Annotated in this window: 17 protein-coding genes; 12 read left to right on the top strand and 5 right to left on the bottom strand. The window is 67.4% G+C overall.

The genetic code is table 11. From position 1 onward, the window contains the following. Positions 1-85: 85 nt before the first annotated feature. On the bottom strand, positions 86-2,104 hold the full coding sequence (locus B5F74_RS04820) for a YgiQ family radical SAM protein (RefSeq protein WP_087200503.1): 2,019 nt from the start codon (positions 2,102-2,104) through the stop codon (positions 86-88). A 239-nt stretch (positions 2,105-2,343) separates the two neighbouring features. On the opposite strand from B5F74_RS04820, the gene B5F74_RS04815 reads away from it, so the two are divergent. The 5 genes from B5F74_RS04815 to fucO all read left to right on the top strand — a co-directional run bounded on the left by B5F74_RS04815 (position 2,344) and on the right by fucO (position 6,724). Further along, positions 2,344-3,030 carry a YoaK family protein gene (locus B5F74_RS04815; RefSeq protein WP_204212457.1) on the top strand — a complete coding sequence of 229 codons (687 nt, stop codon included), beginning with the start codon at positions 2,344-2,346 and terminating at the stop codon, positions 3,028-3,030. 162 nt (positions 3,031-3,192) lie between these two features. After that, entirely contained in the window at positions 3,193-4,590 is a 1,398-nt protein-coding gene (locus B5F74_RS04810) for a threonine/serine exporter family protein (RefSeq protein WP_087200501.1), read from the top strand. Between the two features lie 67 nt (positions 4,591-4,657). Further along, a complete protein-coding gene (locus B5F74_RS12190; RefSeq protein ID WP_143753784.1) occupies positions 4,658-4,876 on the top strand; it encodes a hypothetical protein in 219 nt (72 codons plus the stop codon). 145 nt (positions 4,877-5,021) lie between these two features. After that, positions 5,022-5,348, top strand: coding sequence for an L-rhamnose mutarotase (locus tag B5F74_RS04805; protein ID WP_087200499.1), 327 nt, complete (start codon positions 5,022-5,024; stop codon positions 5,346-5,348). 215 nt (positions 5,349-5,563) lie between these two features. Next, complete coding sequence (gene fucO / locus B5F74_RS04800) at positions 5,564-6,724, top strand: lactaldehyde reductase (RefSeq protein WP_087200498.1); 1,161 nt, start codon at positions 5,564-5,566, stop codon at positions 6,722-6,724. Positions 6,725-6,839: 115 nt separating this feature from the next. On the opposite strand, the gene mnmA is transcribed toward fucO, so the two are convergent. Further along, positions 6,840-7,976 (bottom strand): tRNA 2-thiouridine(34) synthase MnmA, encoded by a 1,137-nt coding sequence (mnmA, locus tag B5F74_RS04795; RefSeq protein WP_204212455.1) that lies wholly within the window; start codon positions 7,974-7,976, stop codon positions 6,840-6,842. A 120-nt stretch (positions 7,977-8,096) separates the two neighbouring features. Beyond that, complete coding sequence (gene cysK / locus B5F74_RS04790) at positions 8,097-9,041, bottom strand: cysteine synthase A (RefSeq protein ID WP_087200496.1); 945 nt, start codon at positions 9,039-9,041, stop codon at positions 8,097-8,099. A gap of 220 nt (positions 9,042-9,261) precedes the next feature. On the opposite strand from cysK, the gene B5F74_RS04785 reads away from it, so the two are divergent. Next, on the top strand, positions 9,262-9,687 hold the full coding sequence (locus B5F74_RS04785; RefSeq protein WP_087200494.1) for an Rrf2 family transcriptional regulator: 426 nt from the start codon (positions 9,262-9,264) through the stop codon (positions 9,685-9,687). Between the two features lie 53 nt (positions 9,688-9,740). Here B5F74_RS04785 and B5F74_RS04780 read toward each other — a convergent pair whose 3' ends face one another. Further along, entirely contained in the window at positions 9,741-10,112 is a 372-nt protein-coding gene (locus B5F74_RS04780) for a phage holin family protein (RefSeq protein WP_066833914.1), read from the bottom strand. An 85-nt stretch (positions 10,113-10,197) separates the two neighbouring features. On the opposite strand from B5F74_RS04780, the gene B5F74_RS04775 reads away from it, so the two are divergent. From B5F74_RS04775 to dnaE, 6 genes are all read left to right on the top strand, one after another. Beyond that, the gene (locus B5F74_RS04775) at positions 10,198-11,259 is read left to right on the top strand and encodes an FAD:protein FMN transferase (protein ID WP_087200492.1); all 1,062 of its coding nucleotides are present in this window, start codon (positions 10,198-10,200) and stop codon (positions 11,257-11,259) included. Positions 11,260-11,396: 137 nt separating this feature from the next. Further along, positions 11,397-11,708, top strand: a complete 312-nt coding sequence (locus B5F74_RS04770; RefSeq protein ID WP_066833907.1) for a YerC/YecD family TrpR-related protein — start codon at positions 11,397-11,399, stop codon at positions 11,706-11,708. Between the two features lie 183 nt (positions 11,709-11,891). Further along, positions 11,892-14,879, top strand: coding sequence for a PD-(D/E)XK nuclease family protein (locus B5F74_RS04765; RefSeq protein WP_087200490.1), 2,988 nt, complete (start codon positions 11,892-11,894; stop codon positions 14,877-14,879). Between the two features lie 3 nt (positions 14,880-14,882). Next, the gene (locus B5F74_RS04760; RefSeq protein WP_087200489.1) at positions 14,883-18,533 is read left to right on the top strand and encodes a UvrD-helicase domain-containing protein; all 3,651 of its coding nucleotides are present in this window, start codon (positions 14,883-14,885) and stop codon (positions 18,531-18,533) included. Between the two features lie 225 nt (positions 18,534-18,758). Further along, positions 18,759-20,216: a M81 family metallopeptidase gene (locus tag B5F74_RS04755; RefSeq protein WP_087200487.1), complete on the top strand. Its 1,458-nt coding sequence runs from the start codon at positions 18,759-18,761 to the stop codon at positions 20,214-20,216. Between the two features lie 158 nt (positions 20,217-20,374). Beyond that, positions 20,375-24,181: a DNA polymerase III subunit alpha gene (gene dnaE, locus B5F74_RS04750; RefSeq protein WP_087200485.1), complete on the top strand. Its 3,807-nt coding sequence runs from the start codon at positions 20,375-20,377 to the stop codon at positions 24,179-24,181. An 83-nt stretch (positions 24,182-24,264) separates the two neighbouring features. Here the strand turns inward: dnaE and B5F74_RS04745 are convergent, their stop codons facing one another. Then, positions 24,265-25,368, bottom strand: a complete 1,104-nt coding sequence (locus B5F74_RS04745; RefSeq protein ID WP_158095697.1) for a plasmid pRiA4b ORF-3 family protein — start codon at positions 25,366-25,368, stop codon at positions 24,265-24,267. Between the last annotated feature and the right edge of the window lie 158 nt (positions 25,369-25,526).

Below are 25,526 nucleotides of genomic sequence, written 5' to 3'. Positions count from 1 at the left end.
GGGTTTTGGGCCCGCGAGGTCCTCGGCAGGTCCTCTGTGAACAGCGCGATGGCCGAACAGGCGCCCAGCACGGAAAAACTGTCCGCTATGGCCGTCTTCTGCTTCCGCGTGCGCCCTCGCGCCCCTGCGCGGCCCGATTGCGACCGTGCGGCGCGGCGCCGGAGGGTCCCTTGCCGCCCTTGCCGAACTTCCCGCCCCGCTTATCCTGCTGCTTGCCGGCAAAACCGCCGCCCGTCTTGCCGCCGGCGCCCTTGCCCTTGCCTTTGCCCTTGGCGGCGCCCGGCCGCGGCGGCACGGGGCGGATCAGGCAGTGCCGGTCGTAGCCGATGAGGTCGGTGCGTCCCGCGCGCTGCAGCGCCTCGCGCACCAGCTTGTAGTTCTCGGGCTTGCGGTACTGGATCAGGGCGCGCTGCATGGCCTTCTCGTGCGGGTCGCGCGCCACGTACACCGGCTCCATCGTGCGCGGGTCCACGCCCGTGTAGTACATGCAGGTGGACATCGTCGACGGCGTCGGGTAGAAATCCTGCACCTGCTCGGGCATGTATCCCATGTCGCGCACGGCTTCCGCCAGCTCGACGGCCTCCTTCATCGTCGAGCCGGGATGGCTGCTGATGAGGTAGGGCACCACGTACTGCTCCAGGCCGTAGCGCTCGCACAGGTCGTCGAACCGACGGCAGAACGCGTCGTAGACGGCACGGCTGGGCTTGCCCATGATGGAGAGCACGGCGTCGCTCACGTGCTCGGGCGCCAGCCTCAGCTGGCCGCTTACATGGTGCTGGACGAGTTCCGTCAGGAACCTGTCCGATCGGTCGGCCATGGCGTAGTCGAAGCGGATGCCGCTGCGCACGAAGACCTTCTTCACGCCGGGAAGCTGGCGCAGGTCGCGCAGCAGGTCGGCGTATCCGTCCTCGTCGACGACCATGTTCTTGCATACGCTCGGCCACAGGCAGCGGCGATTCGTGCACACGCCGTGTTTGCGCTGCTTGTCGCAGGCGGGACGGAAGAAGTTGGCCGTGGGCCCGCCCACGTCGGAGATGTAGCCCTTGAAGTCGGGATCGCGGGTGAGCGCCTCCGCCTCGCGGATGATGCTCTCGCGGCTGCGCACCTGCAGCGCGCGGCCCTGATGGAACGCGAGCGCGCAGAACGAGCACTCCCCGAAGCACCCGCGATTGGACGTGATGGAGAACTTGACTTCGGAGAACGCCGGCACGCCGCCGGCCTCATCGTAGTCGGGGTGCCAGGCGCGCGCGTACGGAAGCTCGTGGACCGTGTCCATCTCCTCGGTCGAAAGCAGCGCCGCCGGCGGGTTCTGCACCACGTACACCCCATGCGGATAGGGCTCCACAAGGCGGTGGGCGGTGATGTGGTCCATGTTGCGATACTGGATGGCGAAGCTGCGCGCGTACGCCAGGCGGTCGGCCTCGAGATCGTCCCACGAGGGGAGCAGCTCGTAATCGTAGACCTCGGCAAGCGCCTGCTCGCCGCCGCTCACGCGGTAGACCGTGCCGTCGACATAGGTGATCTGGTCGATGGGCAGGCCCGCGGCGAGCGCGTCGGCCACCTCGACGATGGCGTGCTCGCCCATGCCGTACAGCACGAGGTCGGCGCCGGAATCGAGCAGGATGCTGCGCTTGAGGGAGTCGGACCAGTAATCGTAGTGGGCGAGGCGGCGCAGGCTCGCCTCGATGCCGCCCAAGATGATGGGCGCGTGCTTGAATGTGCGGCGGATGAGGTTGCCGTAGACGGCGGCGGCGTGGTTGGGCCGCGCGCCCGCGACGCCGCCGGGCGTGTAGGCGTCGGTTCGGCGACGATGCTTGGTGACGGAATAGTGGTTGACCATGGAGTCCATGTTGCCCGCGGAGACCAAAAAGCCCAGGCGCGGCTCGCCGAGCGCGGCGATGCTTGAGGGGTCGCGCCAATCCGGCTGGCAGATGATGCCGACGCGGTATCCGTGCGCCTCGAGCACCCGCGTGATGATGGCCATGCCGAACGAGGGGTGATCCACGTACGCGTCGCCGCAGACGTAGACGAAATCGCAGGCATCCCAGCCGCGCGCGTCCATGTCGGCGCGGGAGACGGGAAGGAACTGCGAGCGGTCGGCCATGGGGACTCCAATCCATTACCTGCGCGGTGACGGGCATCGCGCGATTCTGATCGTGTCGAATTGTACCAATTCGATTACCGTATCTCGTTTTTGCGCGGGGTGCGCACGATTACGCTACGCTTTTCTGCTGGCCGCTCGATTCGTCGTGCGGCTCAGCGGGCGCGTCGCTGTGGGATCGCGGCGCAAGACGACGGGGCGGGCGCGGGGCGCTCCGCTCGACATGAAGGGGAGAGGGCGCCATGGAGCGTGCACGTCAGATATCCGATTCCATCGAGCTCGGCGTCATCATGGCCCTTGCCGGGGGATTCATGGACGCCTATTCCTACATGGCGCGTGGCGGGGTGTTCGCCAACGCGCAAACGGGAAACATCCTGCTGTGCGGCGTGCATCTTTCCGAGGGCGATTGGGCCGGCATGGTCCACTACGCGCTGCCGGTGCTCGCGTTCGCCGCGGGCATCGTGATCGCCGATCTCGTCCATTGCCGCTTTTCGAGCGCGCTGCACTGGAGGCAGGTCATCGTGCTGCTCGAGGCGGCCGCCCTGCTCGCCGTCGCCTTCATCGTGCCCGATGTCGCGGCGAACTGCGTGACATCGTTCGCGTGCGGCATGCAGGTCGAGTCGTTCCGGAAGATCCACGGGCACGGCATCGCCACGACCATGTGCATCGGCAACCTGCGTTCCGCCATGCAGAACATGGACGACTACCTGCTCAACCGCGACCGCGGCTTTTTGGAAAACGGCCTGCTCTACTTCGGTTTGATCGCCTGCTTTGCCGCGGGCGCGGTGCTCGGCAACTGGTGCGTCGGCCGCCTGGGGCACATGGCCATCGGCGTGTGCTCGGGGCTTCTGGTCGCGGCGTTCGCCATCATGTTCATCGATCGCGAGCGCAAGCCCGCCCGCGCAGGGGCGGTCGCCGGTCGCCCGTAGCCCCTGGCGGACGCGGGCGCCCGGCGTGAAGGGGGCCTGCCGGCGTCTCCCTTGCGCGCGCCAAAACGCACCGCTTGTCCGGTTTGGACACCCCTTTGTTTTCAAGCGGGCGCGCCCGCACGGTACCATGGGTAAACCGTGCATCCCATCGAAAGGCGCCCCATGGACCACGAGCAGAAACGGACCGCCGCGGGAATTCGCGAAGCCATCGCGCACGCGCCCCTGCCGCATGTGCACCGCGCGCGCATCCGCCATCGAAACCACATGGCGGTGCCCTGGCATGAGGTGACCGACTGCGACGACATGCTCGCCATCGACGCCGACCTCGACGACAAGTCGTCGATCATCTGCCGCGCGGGCCTGCTGCTGCTCGCGGGCGGTACGGGCAGCTGGCGCGTGCGCGACTGCATGAACAAGATCGCCGGCGTCCTGGGCGTCACCGTCTCGGCGGCGGTGAGCCTCACGACGATCGAATGCACGTGCATCGATGGGCACAACAGCTTCTCCGAGGTCGTCTCGCTCCATACGACCGGCGTGAACACCGAGCGCATCCAGCTCATGGAGGAGTTCGTCCGCGACGTGCAGAGGCGCGGCGACACCCTGACCGTGCGCGCGTTCCATGATCGCATGGATGCCATCGAGCGCACGCCGGGCAACTATGCCCCGTGGGCGGTCGGCTTGGCGTCTGCCGCCGCGTGTGCCGCCTTCGTGTTCCTGCTCGGCGGCGGGCCCATCGAGATGGGCTGCGCGTTCGTGGGTGCGGGACTCGGGAACTTCACGCGCCGCATCATGCTCGATCGCAGGCTCACGCATTTCGTCTGCATCGGCGTGTCGGTCGCGGTCGCCTGCCTGGTTTACCTGGGGTGCCTGTCGCTGCTGTCGCTTGCGGTGAAGGACGTGGCTGAGCACGAGGCGGGCTATATCGGGGCCATGCTGTTCGTGATCCCCGGGTTCCCCCTGATCACGAGCGGGCTCGACATCGCAAAGCTCGATTTCCGCTCGGGGCTCGAGCGCCTCGCCTACGCGTGCGCGGTCATCGTGGTCGCGACGCTCGTGGCCTGGCTCGTGGCGATGATGGTCGAGCTGCACCCGGATGATTTCGCTGCGCAGGGCCTGAGCGCGCCGGTCATGTTCGCCTTGCGGTTCGTCGCGAGTTTCGTCGGGGTGTTCGGCTTCTCGATGATGTTCAACTCGACCTACAGGATGGCGGCGACGGCGGGCGCCGTGGGCGCGATCGCCAACACGCTGCGCCTCACGCTCGTCGACCTGGTCGGCATGCCGCCCGAGGCGGCGGCGTTCGCGGGTGCTATCTGCGCCGGCCTGTTGGCGTCGATCACCGGCACCAAGACGAAGTTCCCGCGCATCTCCATCACGGTTCCTTCCATCGTCATCATGGTCCCCGGCCTGTATATGTACCGGGCGGTGTACTACATGGGCGTGTTCCAGACGCTGGACGCCATGGAGTGGATCATCCGCGCCATCATGATCATCCTGTTCTTGCCGATGGGGCTGGGGCTCGCCCGGGCGCTCACCGATCCGGACTGGCGTTACTGCTCCTGATGCGGCCCGGTAACGATTAAGGCCGGTCGGCGGTATGTGGATCGAGGGATTTCCTAGGTCAAAAACCATGTATATCGAGTTTGGTGCGATTTTTGCGTGCCCCTCGCTCACAGGCGCCACACCCTTCAACAAAAGCCCAGTTGAATCCTGCGGTTTTGTTGAAGGGTGTGGCGCGTGGGGAGAAACGGCACTCAAAAATCGCACCAAACTCAACCTACCGTCTCTATGGGTTTTGCCCGATACGGATTTTTATGCACAAGATTTTCTGGTACCTGCGCGTTTATAAGAATCTTATACGTATATGATTCACGGTGCGATTGTCGTGCAGACCCTGAGCGCCCGTGCGCGGCGAGATCGGCCACATGCGCCGCGAGGTCAGCTGCGCAGATGGGTACATAGGGGTTGTGTCCGCATCGATCAAGGAGGCTCCTATGGGCAAGATCCAGCGCTTCGGTTCCATTTCCCGCACGAACGGGGAGGAGGGGTACGAGAAGTACAAGGCCTACCACGCCGCGCCGTTCGAGGGCGTCAACGAGATGATCAAGGCCTGCAACCTGCAGAACTACTCGATCTACTACTACGACGGCCTGCTGTTCTCCTACTACGAGTACACCGGCGACGACTACGAGGCGGACATGGCCAAGATGGCGGCGGACCCCAGGACCCAGGAGTGGTGGGCGGCGGTCGGCCCCAACATGAAGCCGTTCGGCGAGAACGGGGACTGGGAGTTCATGGAGGAGCTCTACCACCTGGAGTAGGCGCTTCCGCACTGCCGTTCGCCGGCGATTTTCGACCATTTATCCAATGCTGATAAAACGTTTTGCTGGTGGCGGTATTGGATGCGGATCGCCGCTTCTCGCCGTGCCCGAATAAGGCATATCATGGCTTGGGTGCCGCCAGCGCATCACGCGGAGTCGGCATCCTGGACGGCGCGCCCCGCGGCCGGGGCGCGCAAAGACAAGGAGGCATCAACATGGCCAATCGTATCGTTCTGAACACCATCTCCTACCACGGCTCCGGTGCCATCAAGGAGATCCCCGGCGAGATCACCCGCCGCGGCTTCAAGAAGGTCTTCGTCTGCACCGACCCCGACCTCGTCAAGTTCGGCGTCGCCGCCAAGGTCACCGACCTGCTCGACGAGGCCGGCATCGCGTGGAGCATGTACTCCGAGATCAAGCCCAACCCCACCATCAAGAACGTGACCGACGGCGTCGAGGCCTTCAAAGCGGCCGAGGCCGACTGCATCGTGACCATCGGCGGCGGCTCGGCCATGGACACCGCCAAGGCCGTGGGCATCATCGTCAACAACCCCGAGTTCGCCGACGTGCGCTCGCTCGAGGGCGTCGCCCCCACCAAGAACCACGCGGTGTTCACCATCGCCGTCCCCACCACCGCGGGCACGGCCGCCGAGGTCACCATCAACTACGTCATCACCGACCCCGAGAAGGTCCGCAAGTTCGTGTGCGTCGACACCAACGACGCGCCCGAGGTCGCCGTCGTCGACCCCGACATGATGGCCACCATGCCCGCCGGCCTCACCGCCGCCACCGGCATGGACGCGCTCACCCACGCCATCGAGGGCTACACCACCCGCGGCGCCTGGGAGCTCACCGACATGTTCCACCTCAAGGCCATCGAGCTCATCGCCAAGAGCCTGCGCGACGCCGTGGCCGAGGCCAAGAGCGGCCAGCCCGGGAGCGGTCGCGAGGGCATGGCGCTCGCCCAGTACATCGCCGGCATGGGCTTCTCCAACGTCGGCCTGGGCATCGACCACGCCATGGCGCACACCCTCTCGGCGCACTACGACACCCCGCACGGCGTCGCCTGCGCCATGCTGCTGCCCATCGCCATGGAGTTCAACAAGCCCGTCGTGGCTGAGCGCCTGGCCGACGTGGCGGTCGCCATGGGCGTCGACACGACCGGCATGACGACCGACGAGGCCGCTGACGCCGCCATCGCCGCCGTGCGCCAGCTGTCCGTCGACGTCGACATCCCGACGGTCTGCGAGGCCATCACCGAGGACGAGCTCGACCAGATCGCCGACGATGCGCTCGCCGACGCCTGCTATCCCGGCAACCCGCGCGACGCCGACCACGCCACCGTCGTGGAGCTGTTCCGCAAGATTATGAAGTAGCCTGCCGCATCTCGGCATATGGCGCAGGGCCCTGTCTCACGCGGTGCGGCAGGGCCCTGCTTTTTTGCGTTGGGCGGTGCGTTTGAGTCGGGGCTTGCCCCTCGGGCCGGGGCGCCTACAGGACCGTGCCGCCGCCGAGGACGACCTCGCCGTCGTAGATGACGACGGCCTGGCCGGGCGCGATGCCGCGCTGCGGGATGTCGAAGTCGATGTGCACGCCCGCCTGCGCGCCGGCCTCGGCATCGACGAGCCTGACGCGTGCGGGCTGGTCGGGCTGGTGGTAGCGGATCTTCGCCGCCACGGGGAGGCCGTGCGCGCCGGCATCGACGATGCGGCGCTCTATCGTCTCGGCGGGCGCGCTCCAGATCCAGTCGCCGGCGTCGAGCTCGTCTGCCATGAGGTCGTCGACCCCGCCCAGCGTGACTGTGTTGCTCTCGACGTCGATGCCGCATACGTAGAGGGGGTGCGCGGCGGCGACGCCAAGGCCCTTGCGCTGGCCGATCGTGTAGCGCAGCGCGCCGCGATGGCGCCCCAGGACCTCGCCGGAGGTACTGACGATATCGCCCTCGGGCAGAAGGCGCCCCTCGCGCGCCTCGATGAACGAGGCGAAATCGTTGTCGGGGACAAAGCAGATCCCCTGGCTATCGGGCTTGCTCGCGCTGGCGAAGCCCTGCTCGGCGGCGATGCGGCGGACGTCAGCATCCTTGATGAGGTTGCCGAGGGGGAGCAGCACGTGCGCCAGGCGCTCCTGCGTGAGCGAGTAGAGGACGTAGCTTTGGTCCTTGCCGGCGTCGGCGGCGCGCGACAGGGTCCAGGGTCCCGGCGCGCCCGCGTCGGTGGGCGCGCGGCGGACGCGGGCGTAGTGGCCGGTCGCGATGTGCGAGCAGTCCAGGGAGCTCGCGTAGTCGAGCAGCGCGCCGAACTTGAGGTACCGGTTGCAGTCGATGCACGGGTTAGGGGTCCGTCCCGCCTCGTAGGTGCTCACGAACTTGGCGACGACGTCGCGCTCGAAGATGTCGCGCATGTCCACCACGCGGTAGGGGATGCCCAGGCGCTGCGCGACCGCCTCCGCGTCCTCCAGGTCCGACAGCGAGCAGCACGAGCGCTCGCCCATGTCGTCGAACGTCGCGCTGCAGGTCAGACGCATGGTGACGCCCACGCATTCGTAGCCCTGCTGCTTGAGGAGATATGCGGTTACGCTCGAATCGACGCCGCCGCTCATGGCGACGAGCACGCGGCCCTTGCTCGGCATCACGGTCCTTTCTGCTGGTTGCGGCATCTCATTGTAGCGAGGCCGTCCATGCGCGCGCGGCGCGCGCCGAAACGTCATCCGCTCGGCATCATTTCTCCGCAGCGCCGCGAGGCGCGTGTCCTAGCTCGCGTTCCCGAACAGCGGGGTGGACAGGTAGCGCTCGCCGGTGTCGGGCAGAAGGGCGACGATGGTCTTCCCCTCGTTCGCGTCCTCGCGCGCGAGCTGCAGCGCCGCCCAGAGCGCCGCGCCCGACGAGATGCCCACGAGCACGCCCTCGGTGCGCGCGAGCATGCGCGAGGACTCGAGGGCGTCGGCATCGGCGACGGTCATGACGCGGTCGAAGACGGTCGTGTCGAGCACGTCGGGGACGAATCCCGCCCCGATGCCCTGCAGGCCATGGGGGCCGGCGCTGCCCCCCGACAGGACGGGGGAGCCGGCGGGCTCGACGGCCACGACCTTGACCTGCGGGTTCTGCCGCTTGAGGTAGCGGCCCACGCCGGTCACCGTGCCGCCCGTCCCCGCGCCCGCGACGAAGAGGTCGACCGCCCCGTCGGTGTCGTTCCAGATCTCGGGCCCGGTGGTCGCCTCGTGCGCCGCCGGGTTGGCGGGATTGGTGAACTGCCCCGCGATGATGCTGTCGGGGATCGTCCGCGCCAGTTCCTCGGCCCGCGCGATGGCTCCGGCCATGCCCTGGGCGCCCGGGGTCAGCATCACCTCGGCGCCGTAGCCCTCCATGAGCAGGCGGCGCTCGGGACTCATGCTGTCGGGCATGGTGATGATGAGGCGGTATCCACGCGCGGCGCACAGCGAGGCGAGGCCGACGCCCGTGTTGCCGCTCGTGGGCTCGATGATTGTGCAGCCGGCGTGCGGACGGATGGTGCCCGCCGCTTCGGCCTCGTCGAGCATGTTCAGCGCGACGCGGTCCTTGACCGATCCCGCGGGATTGAAGTACTCGAGCTTCACCAGGACGCGCGCCTTGAGGGCGAGCTGCTCTTCGATGCGGGATATCTCGAGCAGGGGCGTGTGTCCGATCAACTGGTCGATCGAGGTGTAGATGTTGCTCATATGCGCCTCCGGGCAGTCGTGTTGCACGGACGCCGGTTGCCGCGCCCGTATAAACCCTATTGTACTACTAGGATTAATGTCGCGGCGTGGGCGCTGTGCAATGTAACAATCGGTAACGAGAAAGAAGATCAGGCGCCGCGCCCGTTCTCGTATGCTTTACCGTAATGGAGTCGTGTCCGTTTTGGTATTCTTGTGCTACGCGACAGAAAGGAGGATGGTCATGCTGGTGTCGACGAAGGGACGCTACGCGCTGCGCGTCATGGTCGATTTGGCAGAACACCAGGACGAGGGACGCATCCCGCTCAAGGAGATCGCCGAGCGCCAAGGCGTCTCGGAGAAGTACCTCGAGAACATCCTCTCGACGCTCGTGCGCAACGAGCTGCTCTCGGGCATGCGCGGCAAAGGGGGCGGCTACCGTCTCACGCGTCCGGCATGCGACTATTCGGTCGGCGAGATCTTGCGCCTGACCGAGGGGAGCCTCTCACCTGTCGCCTGCCTCGACGGCGACCAGATCGGATGCGAGCGCGTGAACTCATGCCCCACGATCCGCATGTGGAAGAGCCTCGGCACCATGATCAACGACTACCTCGACGGCATCACGCTGGCGCAGCTCGCCGAGTCGCCGCGCGGCATGGAGTGCCTCTAGGGAACCACTGATCGATTGCCTTCGCGCTTCGGCATCGCGCCGGGCGCTGATCGCTACTGCGCGTCTTTGGTGGCGACGCCGAGCAGCGCGCACATGATGCTCACCACGATGGCGCCGAAGAACGCTGCGCCGAAGCCGGTGATGGAGATGCCCGCTCCCAGCAGGTTCACCGACAGCCAGCTGGCGAGCTCGAGCATGAGGCTGTTGACCACGAGCTGGAAGATGCCCAGCGTCAGGATGGTCACCGGCAGCGAGATGATGGTGACGAACGGCTTGATGAGCGCGTTGACAAAGCCGAGGAAGAGGCCCGTGAACGCGAAGCTCATCCAGGGCTCCACCATGCCGAACGGCTCGATGCCCGGCACGATGAAGGCCGCGATCGAGATGGCGATCGAGGTGAGCAGCCAGTTGAGGACGAAGCGCATGGGGGTGCCTTTCGGTATGTCGCGCGGCCGCAGGTGCCGCGCGGCTATCATGGACGCATAGATTGTTCCACAGAAAGGGCGGATTTTGCAGCAGACATACCGGTATGGCGATCCGCACACAGCTTTCCCCGAAGCGGGCGTCGACGGGTCGCGCGTCATCGCGCTGTTCATCTTCAACACCGACGTGCACATGCACGCGTATCCGGCGGACGGGATGGATGGCGGCGGTGCCCAGACCGCGGCGCAGCTTGACGAGGCGCTGATCGCGTGCCGCGACCGCTGCCTGTTCTTCGAGCGGACGCTTTCGAGGACGCGGGCGGACTCGGATATCACCCGGGCCCATGCTGCCGCGCCCGACCCGGTCGAGGTGGAACCCGAGACCGCCGAGCTGGTGGAGCTTGCGCGTGGGTACTGCGCGCGCAGCGGGGGCACGTTCGACATCACCATGGGCACGGTCACGTCGCTGTGGGATTTCCACGCCGGCGTGGTTCCGGGGTCGCTCGCCCTGTCCCGCGCGCTGCCGCACGTGGGCATGGGCCACATACATGTGGGCGAGACCGACGGGGGCGCGCCGACGCTTTCCATCGACGACCCGAAGACCGTGCTCGACCTGGGCGGCATCGCCAAGGGTTATATCGCCGACGACCTCGCGCGCATCATGGGTGAGCACGGGGTGGGGCGTTTCGTGCTCAATCTGGGCGGCAACGTGCTCGTGCGCGGCGGCCGGCCCGCCGACCCCCGTCACGGGCATGCGCGTGCGGGAGCCCCGTGGCGGGTGGGCATCGTGAACCCGCGGGACCCCGGGCACAGCCGGGCGATCGTGGACGTGGTTGACGGCTCGGTGGTCACCAGCGGGCTGCACGAGCGCTGCTTCACGCGGGGCGGCGTGACGTACCACCACATCCTCGACCCGGCGACCGGCATGCCCGCGAAGACGGACGTGGTGTCGGCGACGATCGTGGCCCGGCGGTCCCTGGATTGCGACGGGTACTCGACGGCCGTCCTGATGCTGGGCGTCGAGCGCGGGCTGGAGCTGGTCGAGGCGACGCCGGATGTCGAGGCCGTGCTGATCGATGGATCCGATGAGGTGTTCTGGACCTCGGGCATCGAGGACAGCCTGTCGCTCGTCCCCACGTGGACCAGGTAGGGGCGGGACCACCGGGAGCCGGCGCGCTCGTGGATGTTGTGCCGCTCGACGGAGCCGTGGCACTTTAGCGTGGTGGTGTGTTACACTGCATCCGGCTAGAGTTAGTTATGTTTCGCGAACGGATGTGGCGGTGCACCATGGATATCGAGAAGATGTACGAGCGCGGGGACGTCGAGCAGCTTGTCCGTTCCGTTTTGCTGTTGGAGAACGAGGACGATGTGCGGGCGTTTCTGACCGACCTGTGCACGCCGCGGGAGATCTGCGACTTCGCGCAGCGCCTGCAGGTCGCCCGGTATCTCGACGAAGGCGAGCCCTACGTCGAGGTGCAGGCTCGCACCGGCGCGTCGTCGACGACGGTGAGCCGCGTGTCCAAGGCCCTGAACGGCGCCCATGGCGGGTACCGGCGCATCCTCATCAAACTCGAAGACCAGGAGCGCGAGCACAGATAGACCGCCATCCTGGGCAGCTGCTGAACAATTGATTTCACGCCGGGCGCCCCTGTTGCGGGCGCCTGGGTCGTTTGAGGGCGGGTTGGAACGAACCCGTCCCCAACGAATCCATTTGCGGGGAGATGTGTCCACGCGGGCGTGTAGGATACTGTGAACGGATAGTTCTCTCGACGATGGAGGATCATGGCGGTTCAGATAGTGAGACACGCCTCGGGCGCCGTGCCCGCAGGCGACGAGCTGCAGCTCATGGCCCGGGCCGTCGAGTGCTTCGGGCGCGTCACGCTGCTGGTGCCCTCGACGTCCGAGCGCGACGTCTGCCGTCGCGCCGCGGCGGACGCGCACCTAGGCGTCGGGCTCGACATCGTGACGCCGACCGCGTGGATCGAAGGCCTCTGGGAGCTTCTGGGCGACGGTCGGCGCCTGTGCACCAACCTGCAGCGCCAGCTGCTTATCGCCGATACGCTCTACGCCCGCGACGAGCGGGAGCTTGCGCCGCTGCGCGCCAACCCGGGCACCGTGCGCATGCTGGCGCGCATGGCAAAAGACCTGCTTCCCTTCGCCGAGGGGGCAAAGGGCCCGGCGGATGCCGCGACGCGCGTCGTGCTCTCCCTGCTCGACGTGTACGGCGCGCGCCTGCGCGACCGTGGCCTCATCGAGCCCGCACAGGCAGCCGTCCTGCTTGCCGACGCGGTGGCCGATCTGGCCCCCGCATGCGCGCGCTGCGCGATCGTGCGCGACGTGACGACGCTTCCCGCCCACCTCGTCCGCCTGCTCGCCCAGGTGGGCCGGGCGGGTTCGGTGCAGGTGCTGCTGCGCGCCTCCCAGCAGGTGTGGGAGGAGGAGGTCACGCGCGCGTTCTCGCAGATGGGATGTGCGGTCGAGCGGACGCTTGAGCTCGGGGGCGCCGACGGCGCCGCGACGCCCGCCCTGTCGTTTCTGGAGGTCGCCGGCCCCCATGCCAGGGCCCGTGCCTACGCCGACGAGCTCGCCTCGCTGCTCTTATCGGCGCCTGCCGGCGAGAGCGGGGGCGCCAAGACGGCTGTCGTCGCCTGCGCCCGTCCGGCCGAGCTGTTCGACGAGCTCGCCGGGTACCTCGCCGCGCGCGGCATCGCCTCGAGCGTCACGCGCTTCTCGCGATTCTCCCAGACGGTCGTCGGCCAGCAGTTCGCGGCGCTTTCTGACGTGGTCTCGCGCATGAAGGCCGCGCAGGTGGGCCAGGTGGCAGACGGCGCATGGTGGCCCGCGCCCGAGCTGACCGACTGGCTCTACGCGCCCGTCTCCGGTGCCGACGCGGCGCTCGCTCGCGGCTTCGACAAGAAGATCCGCTCCAATCGGGCCCTCGGCGTCGAAGGCGTTCTGCGGGAGCTGCAGAGCGTCCAGTCGCGCGCGGGCTCGGCGCGCCGCAAGCTCGCAGACGACCATCCCCTGCGCCGGGTTCCCGCGGTCTGCTCGGAGGTTGTGCAGTTTATCTGGCAGGACCGCCCCGTCTCCGCGTTCAAGTCGATGCTCTCCGCCATCGAGGCGCTGCCGGCGTCCTCGTTCGGCACGCGCGACGGGCGCTGCCGCCAGGCGACCGAGCGCGCCATGGCGGAGCGCGCCGTCGACGTGCTGATGAACGAGGCGCGCGCTCTCGATGTGAGCCAGGCCGTGGCGACGAAGATCCTCGACGGGCTGTGCACGGCGTCTCGCGAGCGCGCCGCGTCGGCGTCCTCTGAGGGCGAGGTCGGCACCGTCGTCTTCATGACGCTCGCCGACGCCGCCGTGCTTGAGCCCGCCTCGGTCGACGCGGTACTGCTTGCCGACGTCGACGTGGCGAGCTACCCGCTTTCCCACGAGGAGGGCCCCGTCGTGACGCTGGGGTCCGCCCTGGGCGCCGACGCCGTTGTGCTCGAGCCCGCCGCGCGCCTGCGCGACCAGGCCGAGCGGGCGATCTGCGCCTCCCGCGGGCCGGTGGCCCTGACGCGCGTGTCGCACGACCGGCAGGCGAAGGACCGGTATCCGGCCGCGCTGTGGACGGAGCTCCTCGCGCTTCGGGGCGGGGACGAGGCGCCGGTCGAGAAGACGGGCGAGGGCGACGTGGCGGGCGATTTCGACCCGGCTGGAACGGGGACGGCGCGTGTCGAGCGTGTGCTCTGCCTGCCGCCGCAGCGCCTGGGCGTCTCCGCCGTGCCGTATCTGGTCCTGATGCGCCGAACCGAAGACGGGGCGCTCGTGCCGCGCCAGTTCTCCGCCTCGCAGATCGAAAGCTATGTGGGGTGCCCGCTGTGCTGGTTCGTGTCGTCGCGCGTTCGCCCCTCGATGATCGACGCCGGGTTCACCAATATGGAGAAGGGCAACTTCGTCCACGACGTCATGGACCGGTTCCACGAGGAGGTGCGCGAGCGCGGCATGCGCCGGGTGACGCCGGAGAACCTGCGCGCGTCGCTGGAGCTGCTCGACGAGGTGTTCGCCGCGGTGCGCGCAGAGCACGCGCGCGGCAAGACGGCGAGCTCGGCGGCCCTCGTCGCGCTCTCGCCGACCGAGCAGGCGCAGATCGACGACATCTTGCCCCAGCTGCGGCGCGTGGTGCGCTACGAGGCGGATGCGCTCGCGCCGTTCGCCCCCGAATACCTCGAATACTCGTTCAACGGCCTGGGTGTCGACTACGCCGGCTGGCCGCTCGGCGGACGCATCGACCGCGTGGACGTCGATGCCGAGGGCCGCGCCGTGGTGATCGACTATAAGCACCGCTCCGACGCCAACCCGTTCAAGCTGAAGGACCCCACCGTGCCGCTCAAGAAGACCGGCGAGGTGCTCGCCGACGACCCGCGCTGGCTGCCCGAGCACACGCAGACGCTCATCTACGGGCAGGCGCTGCGCCGCGCGCTCGGCCTCGACGTGCGCGGGGCGCTGTACTTCTCGACGAAGGGCAAGGTCGCCATGCGCGGCGCGGTCTCATCGGAGCTCGCCGAGGAGGAGCCCGGGGACGGGCGCGTGCCCGGGTTGCGCGACGGGTTCCCCGCCGTGCAGGCGGGCGGCACCATGGACTTCGACGCGCTGCTCGACCGCGTGGAGGCGGGGATTGCCGAGCGCCTCGGCGAGCTCAGGGCAGGGCGCATCGCCGCGGCCGCCGACCCGCTCACGAGCTGCTACCACAACCATCCGCTCGGATTCGAACGAAGGGACGCGTAAGGTATGGATCTTTCGACCCTCATGCCCCAGCAGCGCGAAATCGTCACGACGCTCGACCAGCCGCTGTTCGTGTCGGCGGGCGCCGGTTCGGGCAAGACCTTCACGCTCACCCGGCGCATCCTGTGGGCGCTCTCGCCCGAATCCGGCCCGTTCATCGAGCACGTCGACCAGGTGCTCGCCATCACGTTCACCAAAGACGCCGCGGCCGAGATCCGCGAGCGCGTGCGCGGGGCGCTGATCGAGGAGGGGATGGGCGACGAGGCGCTGCTCGTCGACGACGCCTGGATTTCGACCATCCACGGCATGTGCTCGCGCATCCTGCGCGCGCATGCGCTCGGGCTGGGGCTCGACCCCGAGTTCAGCGTCGTCGAGGACACCGACGAGCTGATCGGCCAGGCGGTCGACCGCGTGATCGCGCAGGTCGAGCAGGGGGAAGGGGCGATCCGTGCGGACGAGCTCGCGGCCCTGCTGTCGTGGTATCCGCTGAAAGGCGAGACGGGCCCGTCGGGGTACGAGGCCTCCACGAGCGCGCAGGGGCTGGTGCGCCGTCTGCTGGAGCTCGCGTGCAGCCTGCCGCACGGCATGGACGACGTGCGCCTGGCGCGCGGCGACGACCATGTGCCGGAGCTCGCCGACGCCTACCGGGCCTGCCTCGACGCCAGCCCCAAGGCGGCCGAGATCGGGCGCGCGGCGATCAGCGCCATCGAGGCCTACGAGGCGAGCGGCCGCACCGTGGCGGACCTCACGGCGTGCATGATGAGCTGCGAGATCCCTCGGGCGAGCAAGGCGCTGCCCAAAGAGCAAATCGAGCTTCTGCGCGCCGACGTGGCCGACACGTTCATCAACGCCTATCTCGCCGTGGGCGCGCCGGCGCTCGATGCCCTCATGGGCCTCGCGCGCGCGGTCGAGCATGAGTACCGCTCGCTCAAGCTCGAGGCCTCGGCGCTCGACAACAACGATCTTCTGCGCATCGCCTACGAGGCGCTGCGCGACCACGAGGCTATCCGGGCCGCATACGTCGATCGCTTCAGGCTCGTGATGATCGACGAGTTCCAGGATACCGACCAGCAGCAGGTCGACCTGATCGGATACCTCACCGATGGCGGCCGGCGCCTGTGCACGGTCGGCGACGCGCAGCAGTCCATCTACCGGTTCCGCGGCGCCGAGGTCGAGGTGTTCCGCCGCCAGGAGCGCTCGATCGCCTCCTCGGCGGAGGGGGCCTGCGGCGAGCCCGCCGCCGAGGAGGCGTCCGGCCGCATCGTCCGCCTGGTCAAGAACTTCCGCAGCCACGCCGAGATCCTCGAGTACGTCGCGCGCATCTTCGACGGCGAGCGGGGTGGCCTCATGCAGGGCTTTTTGGATCTGCAGGCGCACGACGAGCGCGAGGATTCGCTGGTGGCGGACGCTTCGCGCCGCCAGGCGGTCTTCATCGCGGGCGGCACCTCCGAGGAGCGCGCCGAGGCCAAGGCGAAGGCGGTCGCGCGGCGGTTCCGCGAGCTCGCCGACGCGGGGCAGCCGGTGGGCGACATGGTGCTGCTGCTGGGGGCCATGACCTTCTCGGGCGTCTACGCGGACGCGATCCGCGCCGAGGGGCTCGACTGCGTGATCGCGGGCGGCTCCGTGTTCTCTTCGACGCCCGAGGTGAAGGCGGTGCGCGCGCTCGCCTGCGCGCTCGCGAACCCCGCCGACACCGCGCAGGGCCTGGTCCCGCTGCTCGCCTCGCCCATGTTCGCGCTCGGGGCGACTGAGTTTCTGGCGCTCTCGACGGTCATGGATCCCGAGACGGGCGAGACGCGCCGCCGCAACGCGGACGCCGGCATCATGAGCGATGACGACGCCCCCGGTCTCGACGGCTTGGAGCTGTTGAGCCGTGCGCGCAGCGTGCTGCGTGCGGCTCTTTCCCGCGTGGGCCGCGATTCGTTCGAGGCCATTGCGCGCGATGTGGTGCGCGAGTCGGGCTGGCTCGTCCGTCTGGCGGCTCGCGGCCCCGAGGGCCGTGCCGTCGCGGCGAACGTGCTCAAGGCACTCGATATGCTGGGCGAGGCGGAGGCGCGCGTCGGGCGCTCGCCCCGGCGCATCGTGCGCGCGTTCGACACGGCGCTCGCGGGCAAGCAGGCGCCCGGCGCCATCAACGAGCAGGGCGGGGCCGCCGTGCGCATCATGACCGTGCACGCGTCCAAGGGCCTGGAGTTCCCCGTGGTCGCGGTCGCGGAGTGCTACGGCTGCAAGCGCAACACGGATCGCATGCAGACGAGGCGCCTTGCGGGCGCAATCGAGGCGGCGGCGATGCCGGCGCGCTTCGCCGGCACGGTGCGCGCCGACGGCAGCGCGGCGATCGATACCGACGTGGAGAAGCGCTTCAAGCAGCTCTACTCATCGTGGCTCACGCCCGAGGCGTTCGACGACGTGTGCGCGACCGGTTCGTCGGCCGAGGCGTTCATCTCGATGCGCGAGGAGGCCGCCGCCCGCGAGCTGGAGGAGAAGGCGCGCCTGCTCTACGTCGCCATGACGCGCGCCCGCGAGCTGCTGATCCTCGTGATGGACGGGCGCGTGGTCACCGGCAAGGTGCCCGAGCTCGCCTTCGACGAGGGACGGGACCTCACGCGCGCGGTGCTCGAGCGCATTCTGCCGAACGACGGGGCGCGCCTCGATGTCGACCGGCTGGTGTTCGACAACGCGCGCGCGGGCGATTTCGAGCTCATCGCGCTGCGCGACTTCATGTTCGCCGGCGAGAGCTATGCCGCGACGGTGTCCGATGGGGACGAGGAGTGCCCGGACGAGGGCGCCGCGGACGCGCTCGACGACGACGCGCCCGACAGCGCGAAGTCCGATACGTTCACGCTCGTCCATCCCGTCCAGGTCGATTGGCGCGTGAGCCCCGAGGCCCGTCCCGAGCGCGTCTCGTACAGCTACTCGTCGATCTCCGCGGCGCTGCACGCCGAGCAGGAGGACCGTGCCCAGGCGCTCGACGCCCAGGCGATCGCGGCGGCCGACGAGGCGAGCGCGTCGCTGCCGGGGCCGGGTGCGGAGGAAGGGGAGGTCGCCTTCGCGCCGTCCGGGCCGGTTGTTCTGGATGTGGTGGCAGCCGACGCCCTCGAGGCCGCTGCGGAGCCCGTCGCGGCAGGGGGAGATCCCACGGCGCTCGGCTCTGCGTTCCACGCGGCCGCCCAGTGGCTCATCGAGACCGGTGCCGCGGGGGTTCCGGCGGCGCGCGTCGATGCGCTCGCGCGCTACTGGAAGGTCACGCCCGCTCAGCGCGAGCGGTTGGAATCGGCGCTCGCGCGCTGGGAGGCCTCTGCCGTGCGCGCCGAGCTCGCCGCATGGCCGCAGGTCCGCGCGGAGGTGCCGTTCTTCTCGCTCGGCCTGGACGATACGGAGATCTCCTCGGCGTTCGGCGCGTACGCCGAGGGCGCCATCGATGCGCTGGCGACCGATCCCGCCCGTCCCGACGAGGCGCTGGTCATCGACTACAAGACCGGCGGCAGCGAACAGGAGACGCCCGAGCGGCTGCGCGAGAAGCACGCCCTGCAGGCGCGCGTCTATGCCGACGTCCTGCACAAGGCCGGCTTTGCGCGTGTGACGCTCAAGTTCGTGCGCGTCGAGGTCCCGGAGGCGGGCGGCAACGAGCCCCAGGTGGTCACCTACCGGCTGTAGCGCCGCCGCTGAGGGGGCTCTTGTTGTAACCCCGCCGGTATCACCCGGCCGGGTTACGGCTTTCGGTGCCTGGGGAAGCCGCCGATCGACTCACTCCGCGGCGCCGCCCCCCTAGGGCGGGTTGAGGCGTTCGCGTCCCCTTGTGCCCCTTGCGTGAAGGTGCGGGCATCAACGCACCGCGGTGGTAGGATACCCTTCGCTTGCGACAAGGTGGAAAGGGATTTTATGAAAGTATTCGTCGCTCACGTACACGCTGAATGCAACGAGCACGTCACGCACGACGGCAAGCTCGAGGACTTTGTGCTGCTCTACGGCGACCAGTGCATCAACTCGATGCACATCAGGGACATCTTCGAGGGCCATGGCATCGAGATCATCCCGTCGATCTTTGCGGGCGTGAACCCGACCGGCATGATCGAGCGCCGCGCGTACGACTTCATCTCCGACAGCATCCTGTCCGACCTGCGCGACCATCTCGACGAGATCGACGGCATCTACCTCCAGCTGCATGGCGCCAGCGGCATCCGCGACCTCGACTGCGTGTCCGGCGAGCACGATCTTCTGCGCCGAATCCGCGAGATCGTGGGCAAGTACATGCCCATCGCCGTCGCCTACGACCCCCACGGCAACGTGACCGCCGAGCTCTGCTCGCGCGTGAACATCCTGCGCTGCTTCCGCGAGTCCCCGCATATCGACACCGTCGACACCTGGCGCACGGTCGCCGAGAAGCTCGTTGACCTCATGGAGCACCGCCGTCCCATGAAGCCGATCGTGCGCAAGCTCCCCATCATCGTCGAGGGCGAGCGCAGCGTGTCGGCCAACGAGCCCATGCGCTCCATCAACCGTCTGCTTGATGAGGCGGAGACCGACCCGCGCGTGTTCTCCAGCTCCTACCACGTCGGCTACCTGCGTCACGACGACGACAAGCTCGGCGCCGCGGTCGTCGTGGTCCCCAACACGCCGGCCGACGAGGCCTATTGCACCGAGGTCGCCGAAAAGGTCGCCCGCTACGCCTGGGACCACCGCGAGGAGTTCACGTTCGGCGGGAACTTCGGTGACCCGGCCGATTCCGTAGCGCGCGCGGTGGCCTTCGAAGGCAAGACGGCCGTCATCACCGATTCGGGCGACAACTGCGGCGCCGGCTCCTCGGGATCCGCGACGGTCATGGTGCGCGAGCTCATGGCGGCCGACCTCCGCGGCAAGAAGGTGCTCGTGGCGGGCGTCAAGGATCCGCGCGCATGCGAGGAGCTGTCGCACGTCAAGGTGGGGGACCACGTGACGTTCATGCTGGGCACCGGCGAGAACGAGGTATCTGAGCCCATCGAGATCTCCGGCGTGCTGAGCGTCGTGGGCGAGGCCGAGATGGGTTCGCAGAAGAGCGCGGGCCCCTGCTACATCGTGACGGTCGACGGCACGGCGCTCGACGTGCTTGTCATGCCCCAGAACGTCCAGTACGGCCATATGGAGCAGTTCCATGCCGCGGGCGTCGAGTTCCACGATTACGATATCGTCGTGGTCAAGATGGGCTACCTCGACACGTACCTCATCCCCGAGACCGCCTATCACATCATGGCCCTGACCGGAGGTCCGACCGACCAGCTCTACGAGAAGATCCCCATCAGGCGGATGTTTCGCCCCATGTGGCCGATCGACCAGATGGACGAGCTCATCTACATCGAGTAGCGCAGACGGCGCCCCGGCATCCCCGGGGCGCCGTCTTCTTGTGCCGTCGGGGACGGGCCCTGTGGGCGTCTCGCGACCGCGGGCGTGCGCCTCGGGGCGCGTCTGCGCGCTGCGGTACAATGCTTCCAGCACATGACGAAAGCAAGGAGCACATCGGTATGGCGTTTGTCCACCTGCACAATCACACCGAATACTCGATGCTCGACGGCGCGACGCGCATCTCCGACATGGTCGATCGCGCCGTGGAGCTCGGCATGCCCGCCGTGGCCATCACCGACCACGGGTACATGTACGGCGTGCCGGAGCTCGGACTTGCCTGCGACTCCGTGAACCACAGCACGCCTGAGTACAAGGTCTGGAGCCACGACAAGTCGTTTCTCTCCAAGGGCCGCCGCGACGAGCTCGAGGTGCCCGACCAGGAGAAGAACCCGCGCGGCTACGCCCAGTACATGCGCGACATGGAGGAGTGGGACCGCTCGGGCAACCTGGACGCCACCAAGCCTCCGCTCGTGATCAAACCCATCTTCGGCTGCGAGGTGTATTTCACCCCGGACGACACGCTCGCGCGCGACCATAAGCCCGAACTGTACCACATGGTGCTGTTCGCGCAGAACGAGCAGGGCTACATCAACCTCATGCAGACGGTTTCCGAGGCCGCCGTGCAGGGCTTCTACTACAAGCCGCGCGTGACGCTCGACAACCTGCGCCGCCATCGCGAGGGCCTTATCGCCAGCTCGGCATGCATCGCCGGCATCATCCCCAAGTGCATCGACCGCGGCGAGCTCGACCGTGCGATCGAATGGGCCACGACCTTCCGCGACCTGTTCGAGCCGGGCAACTTCTACATCGAGATCCAGGAGCACGGCATTACGACCGACTCCGGCCTCACCGACGAGCAGCTCGACCGCCAGCTCATCGACATCGCCAACCAGGTCGGCGTCAAGGTCATCGCCACCAACGACTTCCACTATCTCACGCGCGACGACGCGCCGGTGCAGGACATCATGATGTGCATCGGCATGAACTCCAAGGTCGACGACCCCAACCGCATGCGTATGCAGGGGTCGGAGTTCTACATGAAGACCGAGGAGGAGATGCGCGCGCTGTTCCCGTACTGCCCGGAGGCGTGCGACAACACGGTCGAGATCGCGGACAAGTGCAACGTCGAGCTCGAGTGGGGCAAGATCATCTTGCCTCGCTACCCGTTGCTCGACGAGGGAGAGACGCATGAGAGCCAGTTCCGCCGCGAGTGCGAGGAGGGTCTCGCAAAGCGCTACGGAGACGACTGGCGCGAGCAGACCATCGGCGGCGTGAACGTGTCCGAGCGCTTCGAGTACGAATACAAGGTCATCTGCGAGAAGGGCTTCGCCGCCTACTTCCTCATCGTGGCGGAATACGTGCGCTGGGCCAAGCAAAACGGCATCGGCGTCGGCCCGGGCCGTGGCTCGGCCGCCGGCGCGCTCGTCGCCTACGCCATGGACATCACCACCTTCGACCCGCTGTCGAACGGACTCATGTTCGAGAGGTTCCTCTCCCCGGAACGTTCCGAGATGCCCGATATCGACATGGACTTCGACGATGAGCGGCGCCTCGAGGTCATCGAGCACGTGCGACAGCTCTATGGCCCCGAGAAGGTCACCCACGTCATCACCTACTCGACCATCAAGGCCAAGCAGGCCATCAACGACGCCGCGCGCGTGCTGGACTACCCGGTCTACGTGGGCCAGCGCCTGTCGAAGATGATCTCGAGCGACCCGAGCGTCAAGCTCAAGCAGGTCCTTACGCGCGTCGAGGGCAAAGAGGACCTGTACAACCCCGATTTCGCCGAGGCCTATCAGAAAGACGACGACTCCCGGCGCATCATCGACGCCGCGCTCGCCATCGAGGGCCTCACGCGCGGCGAGGGCGTGCACGCGTGCGCCGTCCTCATCTGCCGCGACCCGGTGAACGAGCACGTGCCCACCAAGCTCGACACCAAAGGCGGCGTGGAGATCACCCAGTACGAAGGCCATACCGTTGCGGACATGGGCCTGCTCAAGATGGACTTCCTGGGCCTGCGCACGCTCACGGTCATCTCCAAGGCCAAGGCCAACATCAAGAAGAACTTCGACATCGACATCGATGTGGACAAGATCCCCTTCGACGACCCCAAGATCTTCGAGCTGATGCAGGCCGGCCACACGGCGGGCGTGTTCCAGATCGAGTCCGCCGGCATGACGGCGACCATCAAGAACATGAAGCCCACCGAGTACAAGCACGTCGTCGCATTGATCGCCCTGTACCGCCCGGGTCCGCTGGGCGCGGGCATGGTGTCCTCCTACATCAACCGCATGAACGGCAAGGAGCCCGCCGTCTCCTACGACCCGCGCCTGGACGATATCCTGGGCGAGACCTACGGCACCATGGTCTACCAGGAGCAGGTCATGAACATCTCGGTCGAGATGTGCGGCTTCTCCAAGGGCGAGTCCGACTCGCGCATCCGTAAGCCGGTGGCGAAAAAGAAGATCAAGATGCTCACCGAGCAGGTCTTCAACTGGTCGGACGGCGAGGACGAGACCATTTACGACCACTGGATGAACGGCGCCGAGAAAAACGGCTACAAGCGCGAGACGGCGCAGAAGATCTGGGACGACGTGCTGGAGTTCGCGTCCTACGCGTTCAACAAGTCGCATTCGGCGGGCTACGCCATCCTGGTCATGCAGACCGCGTGGCTGAAGGCGCACTACCCGCACGAGTACATGGCGGCCGTTCTGACCTCGTATACGGGCAAGACCGAGAAGATCGTGCACTACGTGTCCGCGTGCCGCCACGACGGTATTCCGGTCCTTCCGCCTGACGTGAACGAGTCGGGTCGCGAGTTCACAGCGACGTCCGAGGGCGTGCGCTTCGGCCTGGCCGGTATCCGCGGCGTGGGCGAGGGCGTGGCCGACGCCATCATCGCCGAGCGCGAGCGCGGAGGCGCCTTCAAGAACCTGCACGATTTCGTGGACCGCGTGGACTCGAGCCAAGCGAACCGCCGCGTCATCGAGGCGCTCATCAAGGCGGGCGCGTTCGACTCGACCGGCTATCCGCGCCGTCAGCTCATGAGCTTCGTGGACAAGAACAACCCGGAGAACATCATCGACGCCGCGACCAAGCGCCAGAAGGACCGCGCCGCCGGCCAGACGTCGCTGTTCGACGTGTTCGGCGACGTGGAGGGGTCGGGCTTCGAGGTCGTCGTGCCCGAGCCGGACGGCCAGGAGTGGGACCGCCACATGAAGCTCTCCGCCGAGCGCGACGTGCTGGGCATCTACGTGTCCGACCACCCGCTGCGCCCGTTCGAGTACGCGCTCGCCAAGTCGCGCGAGTTCTCGCTGTCGCAGATCGACACGGGTTTCGAGACCGCCAACCCGGCGGGCGAGGGCACCATCAACCAGGAGATCCCCGAGGGCAAGCCGTTCTGGTTCGCCGGCATGGTGGCCGAGGTCTCCAAGCGCGTGACCAAGAACGGCGACCCCATGGCCATCGTGCGGCTGGAGGACATGGAGGGCGAGGCCACGGTCGTGGTCTTCCCCAAGACCTACAAGGACGCCGAGGGTTATCTCTACGGCGAGACCGATCCCGAGACGGGTGCCGTGCTCTCCGACGCGTTCATCCGCGTACGCGGCAAACTGGAGCGCTCCGATCGCGGTGACCAGATCATCGCGCAGGAGATCTTGCCGCTCGAGCTTTCCGAGGAGAACAACCGTCCGAAGGTGTTCGAGATCATGGTGCCGAGCGCACGCTTCTCCCAGGGCAACATGGCGCGCCTGGCGACGATCCTGGCCACGAATCCGGGCGGCGACCGCGTGGAGCTGTTCATCGAGCAAAACGACGGTCAGACGATGCGCGCCGAGATCCCCACGAGGGTGAATGCACGCAGCATCCCGCTGATCGCCGAGGTCAAGGGCATCGTCGGCAGCCGAGGACGCGTGACCGTGGTCTGAGAAAAGAGGGACGGGCGCCGTTTTCCCACGAAGGGCCGCGAACATTTCTGCTCGCGGCCCTTCGCTTGTCCATGCGGAGTGTTTTACCTGTTCCTGCGGACGACCTCTTTCATCCATCTTTCCCGATCCGCATCGAAGCTCTCTGCAAGTTCACGCTGTTTTGCCGCCAAATCGAACGGAAACGCCATCTGGGACTCCGCCCATGCGAGCATGCTCTCATGGTCCGGGTCTTTGGGGTTTGCGACAACCTGCAGGAATCTCTCGAAACCGCCCGGGCCTCCTACATCCTCGGGAGGCGCGTCGCCCGCTCCGTCGACGAGCCGCGGTACGGCGAGCTTGCTGTTGGAGATGGTTTTGACGACCTTGACCTTGTGCTCCCAACCGTCGCCGTAGTCATAGTCGTAGCGTGCGGTGCGCGTGCGCGGGAAGACGTCGCCCAGCCTGATGCCGGCTGCTTCGATGACGGCGTAGTCTGCCGGCTCAAAGACTTCGAGCGAGGGGTCGAGAAAGCACGCTTCCTCGATATGCAGCTTCTGGCCGCGCGCCGTGGTCTTGAAGCTGAACAGGTGCTCGTCGTACCAGTTGAAGATACGCTGGATGACCACGTGCAGATCGAGAAACGTGGCTGTGGCGGGAATCTCGATTTCGCGCCAGCAGGGGTGGAGCCCCTCGAGGTCGAGTTCGATGTGCACACGGAACGCGCGGGCGTCGTTTTCGCGACGATTCGCCGCGGGGTCGAACGGGGGTCGGTCTTCCATGCGGATGGGCGGACAGGGGTCGAAGGAGCTCGGCGCTGCCGGGCGTGCCGGTTGCTCCGCTTGCGGATGGTTCGCGTCGTGCCCGCCATCCACAACCGTGAACCCAGGGCGCGACAGGGATTCACCCTCTCCACCATGTGCGTACTCCGGGGCATGGGGGTTCCGAACGGATTCGAGCAGCGTCATGCCGATGCGCGCCGCCATCACGTCGCCGAAGAAGAAGCCGTCGGCGGTGAGGTCAAGCCTGCCGGTCTCACCTTTCCATTCGACGAGGCCCTGTTGGATGAGCGACGCGATGGTGCTGACGTCATAGCTTGTCGATGCGACGTAGCGCGAGGTGCCCTTATCCTTCTCGTGCGTGCAGGTGAGGCGCATGAGCGCGAGCGTGAGCATCTCGATTACCGCCTGGTCGAAATCTACCTCGTTCATGAAGTCGTTCGGTCCTTTGGGTGCCACGGTACCGCCTCGCTTTAGCATTCCCGGTTTTGCGCTGATGCCTGCAGTATACGGTATGGCGCATTCGCGGACTGTCCGTGCAACGAATATTCCTGGCTGCAGAAGGCCGAGGCGTTGCCATGCAGAAGCGT

Origin of the sequence: Collinsella sp. An271, from assembly GCF_002159695.1 — a bacterium.
Taxonomy (GTDB): Bacteria; Actinomycetota; Coriobacteriia; order Coriobacteriales; family Coriobacteriaceae; genus Collinsella; species Collinsella ihumii.
This window is presented reverse-complemented; position numbering and strand designations above follow the sequence as displayed.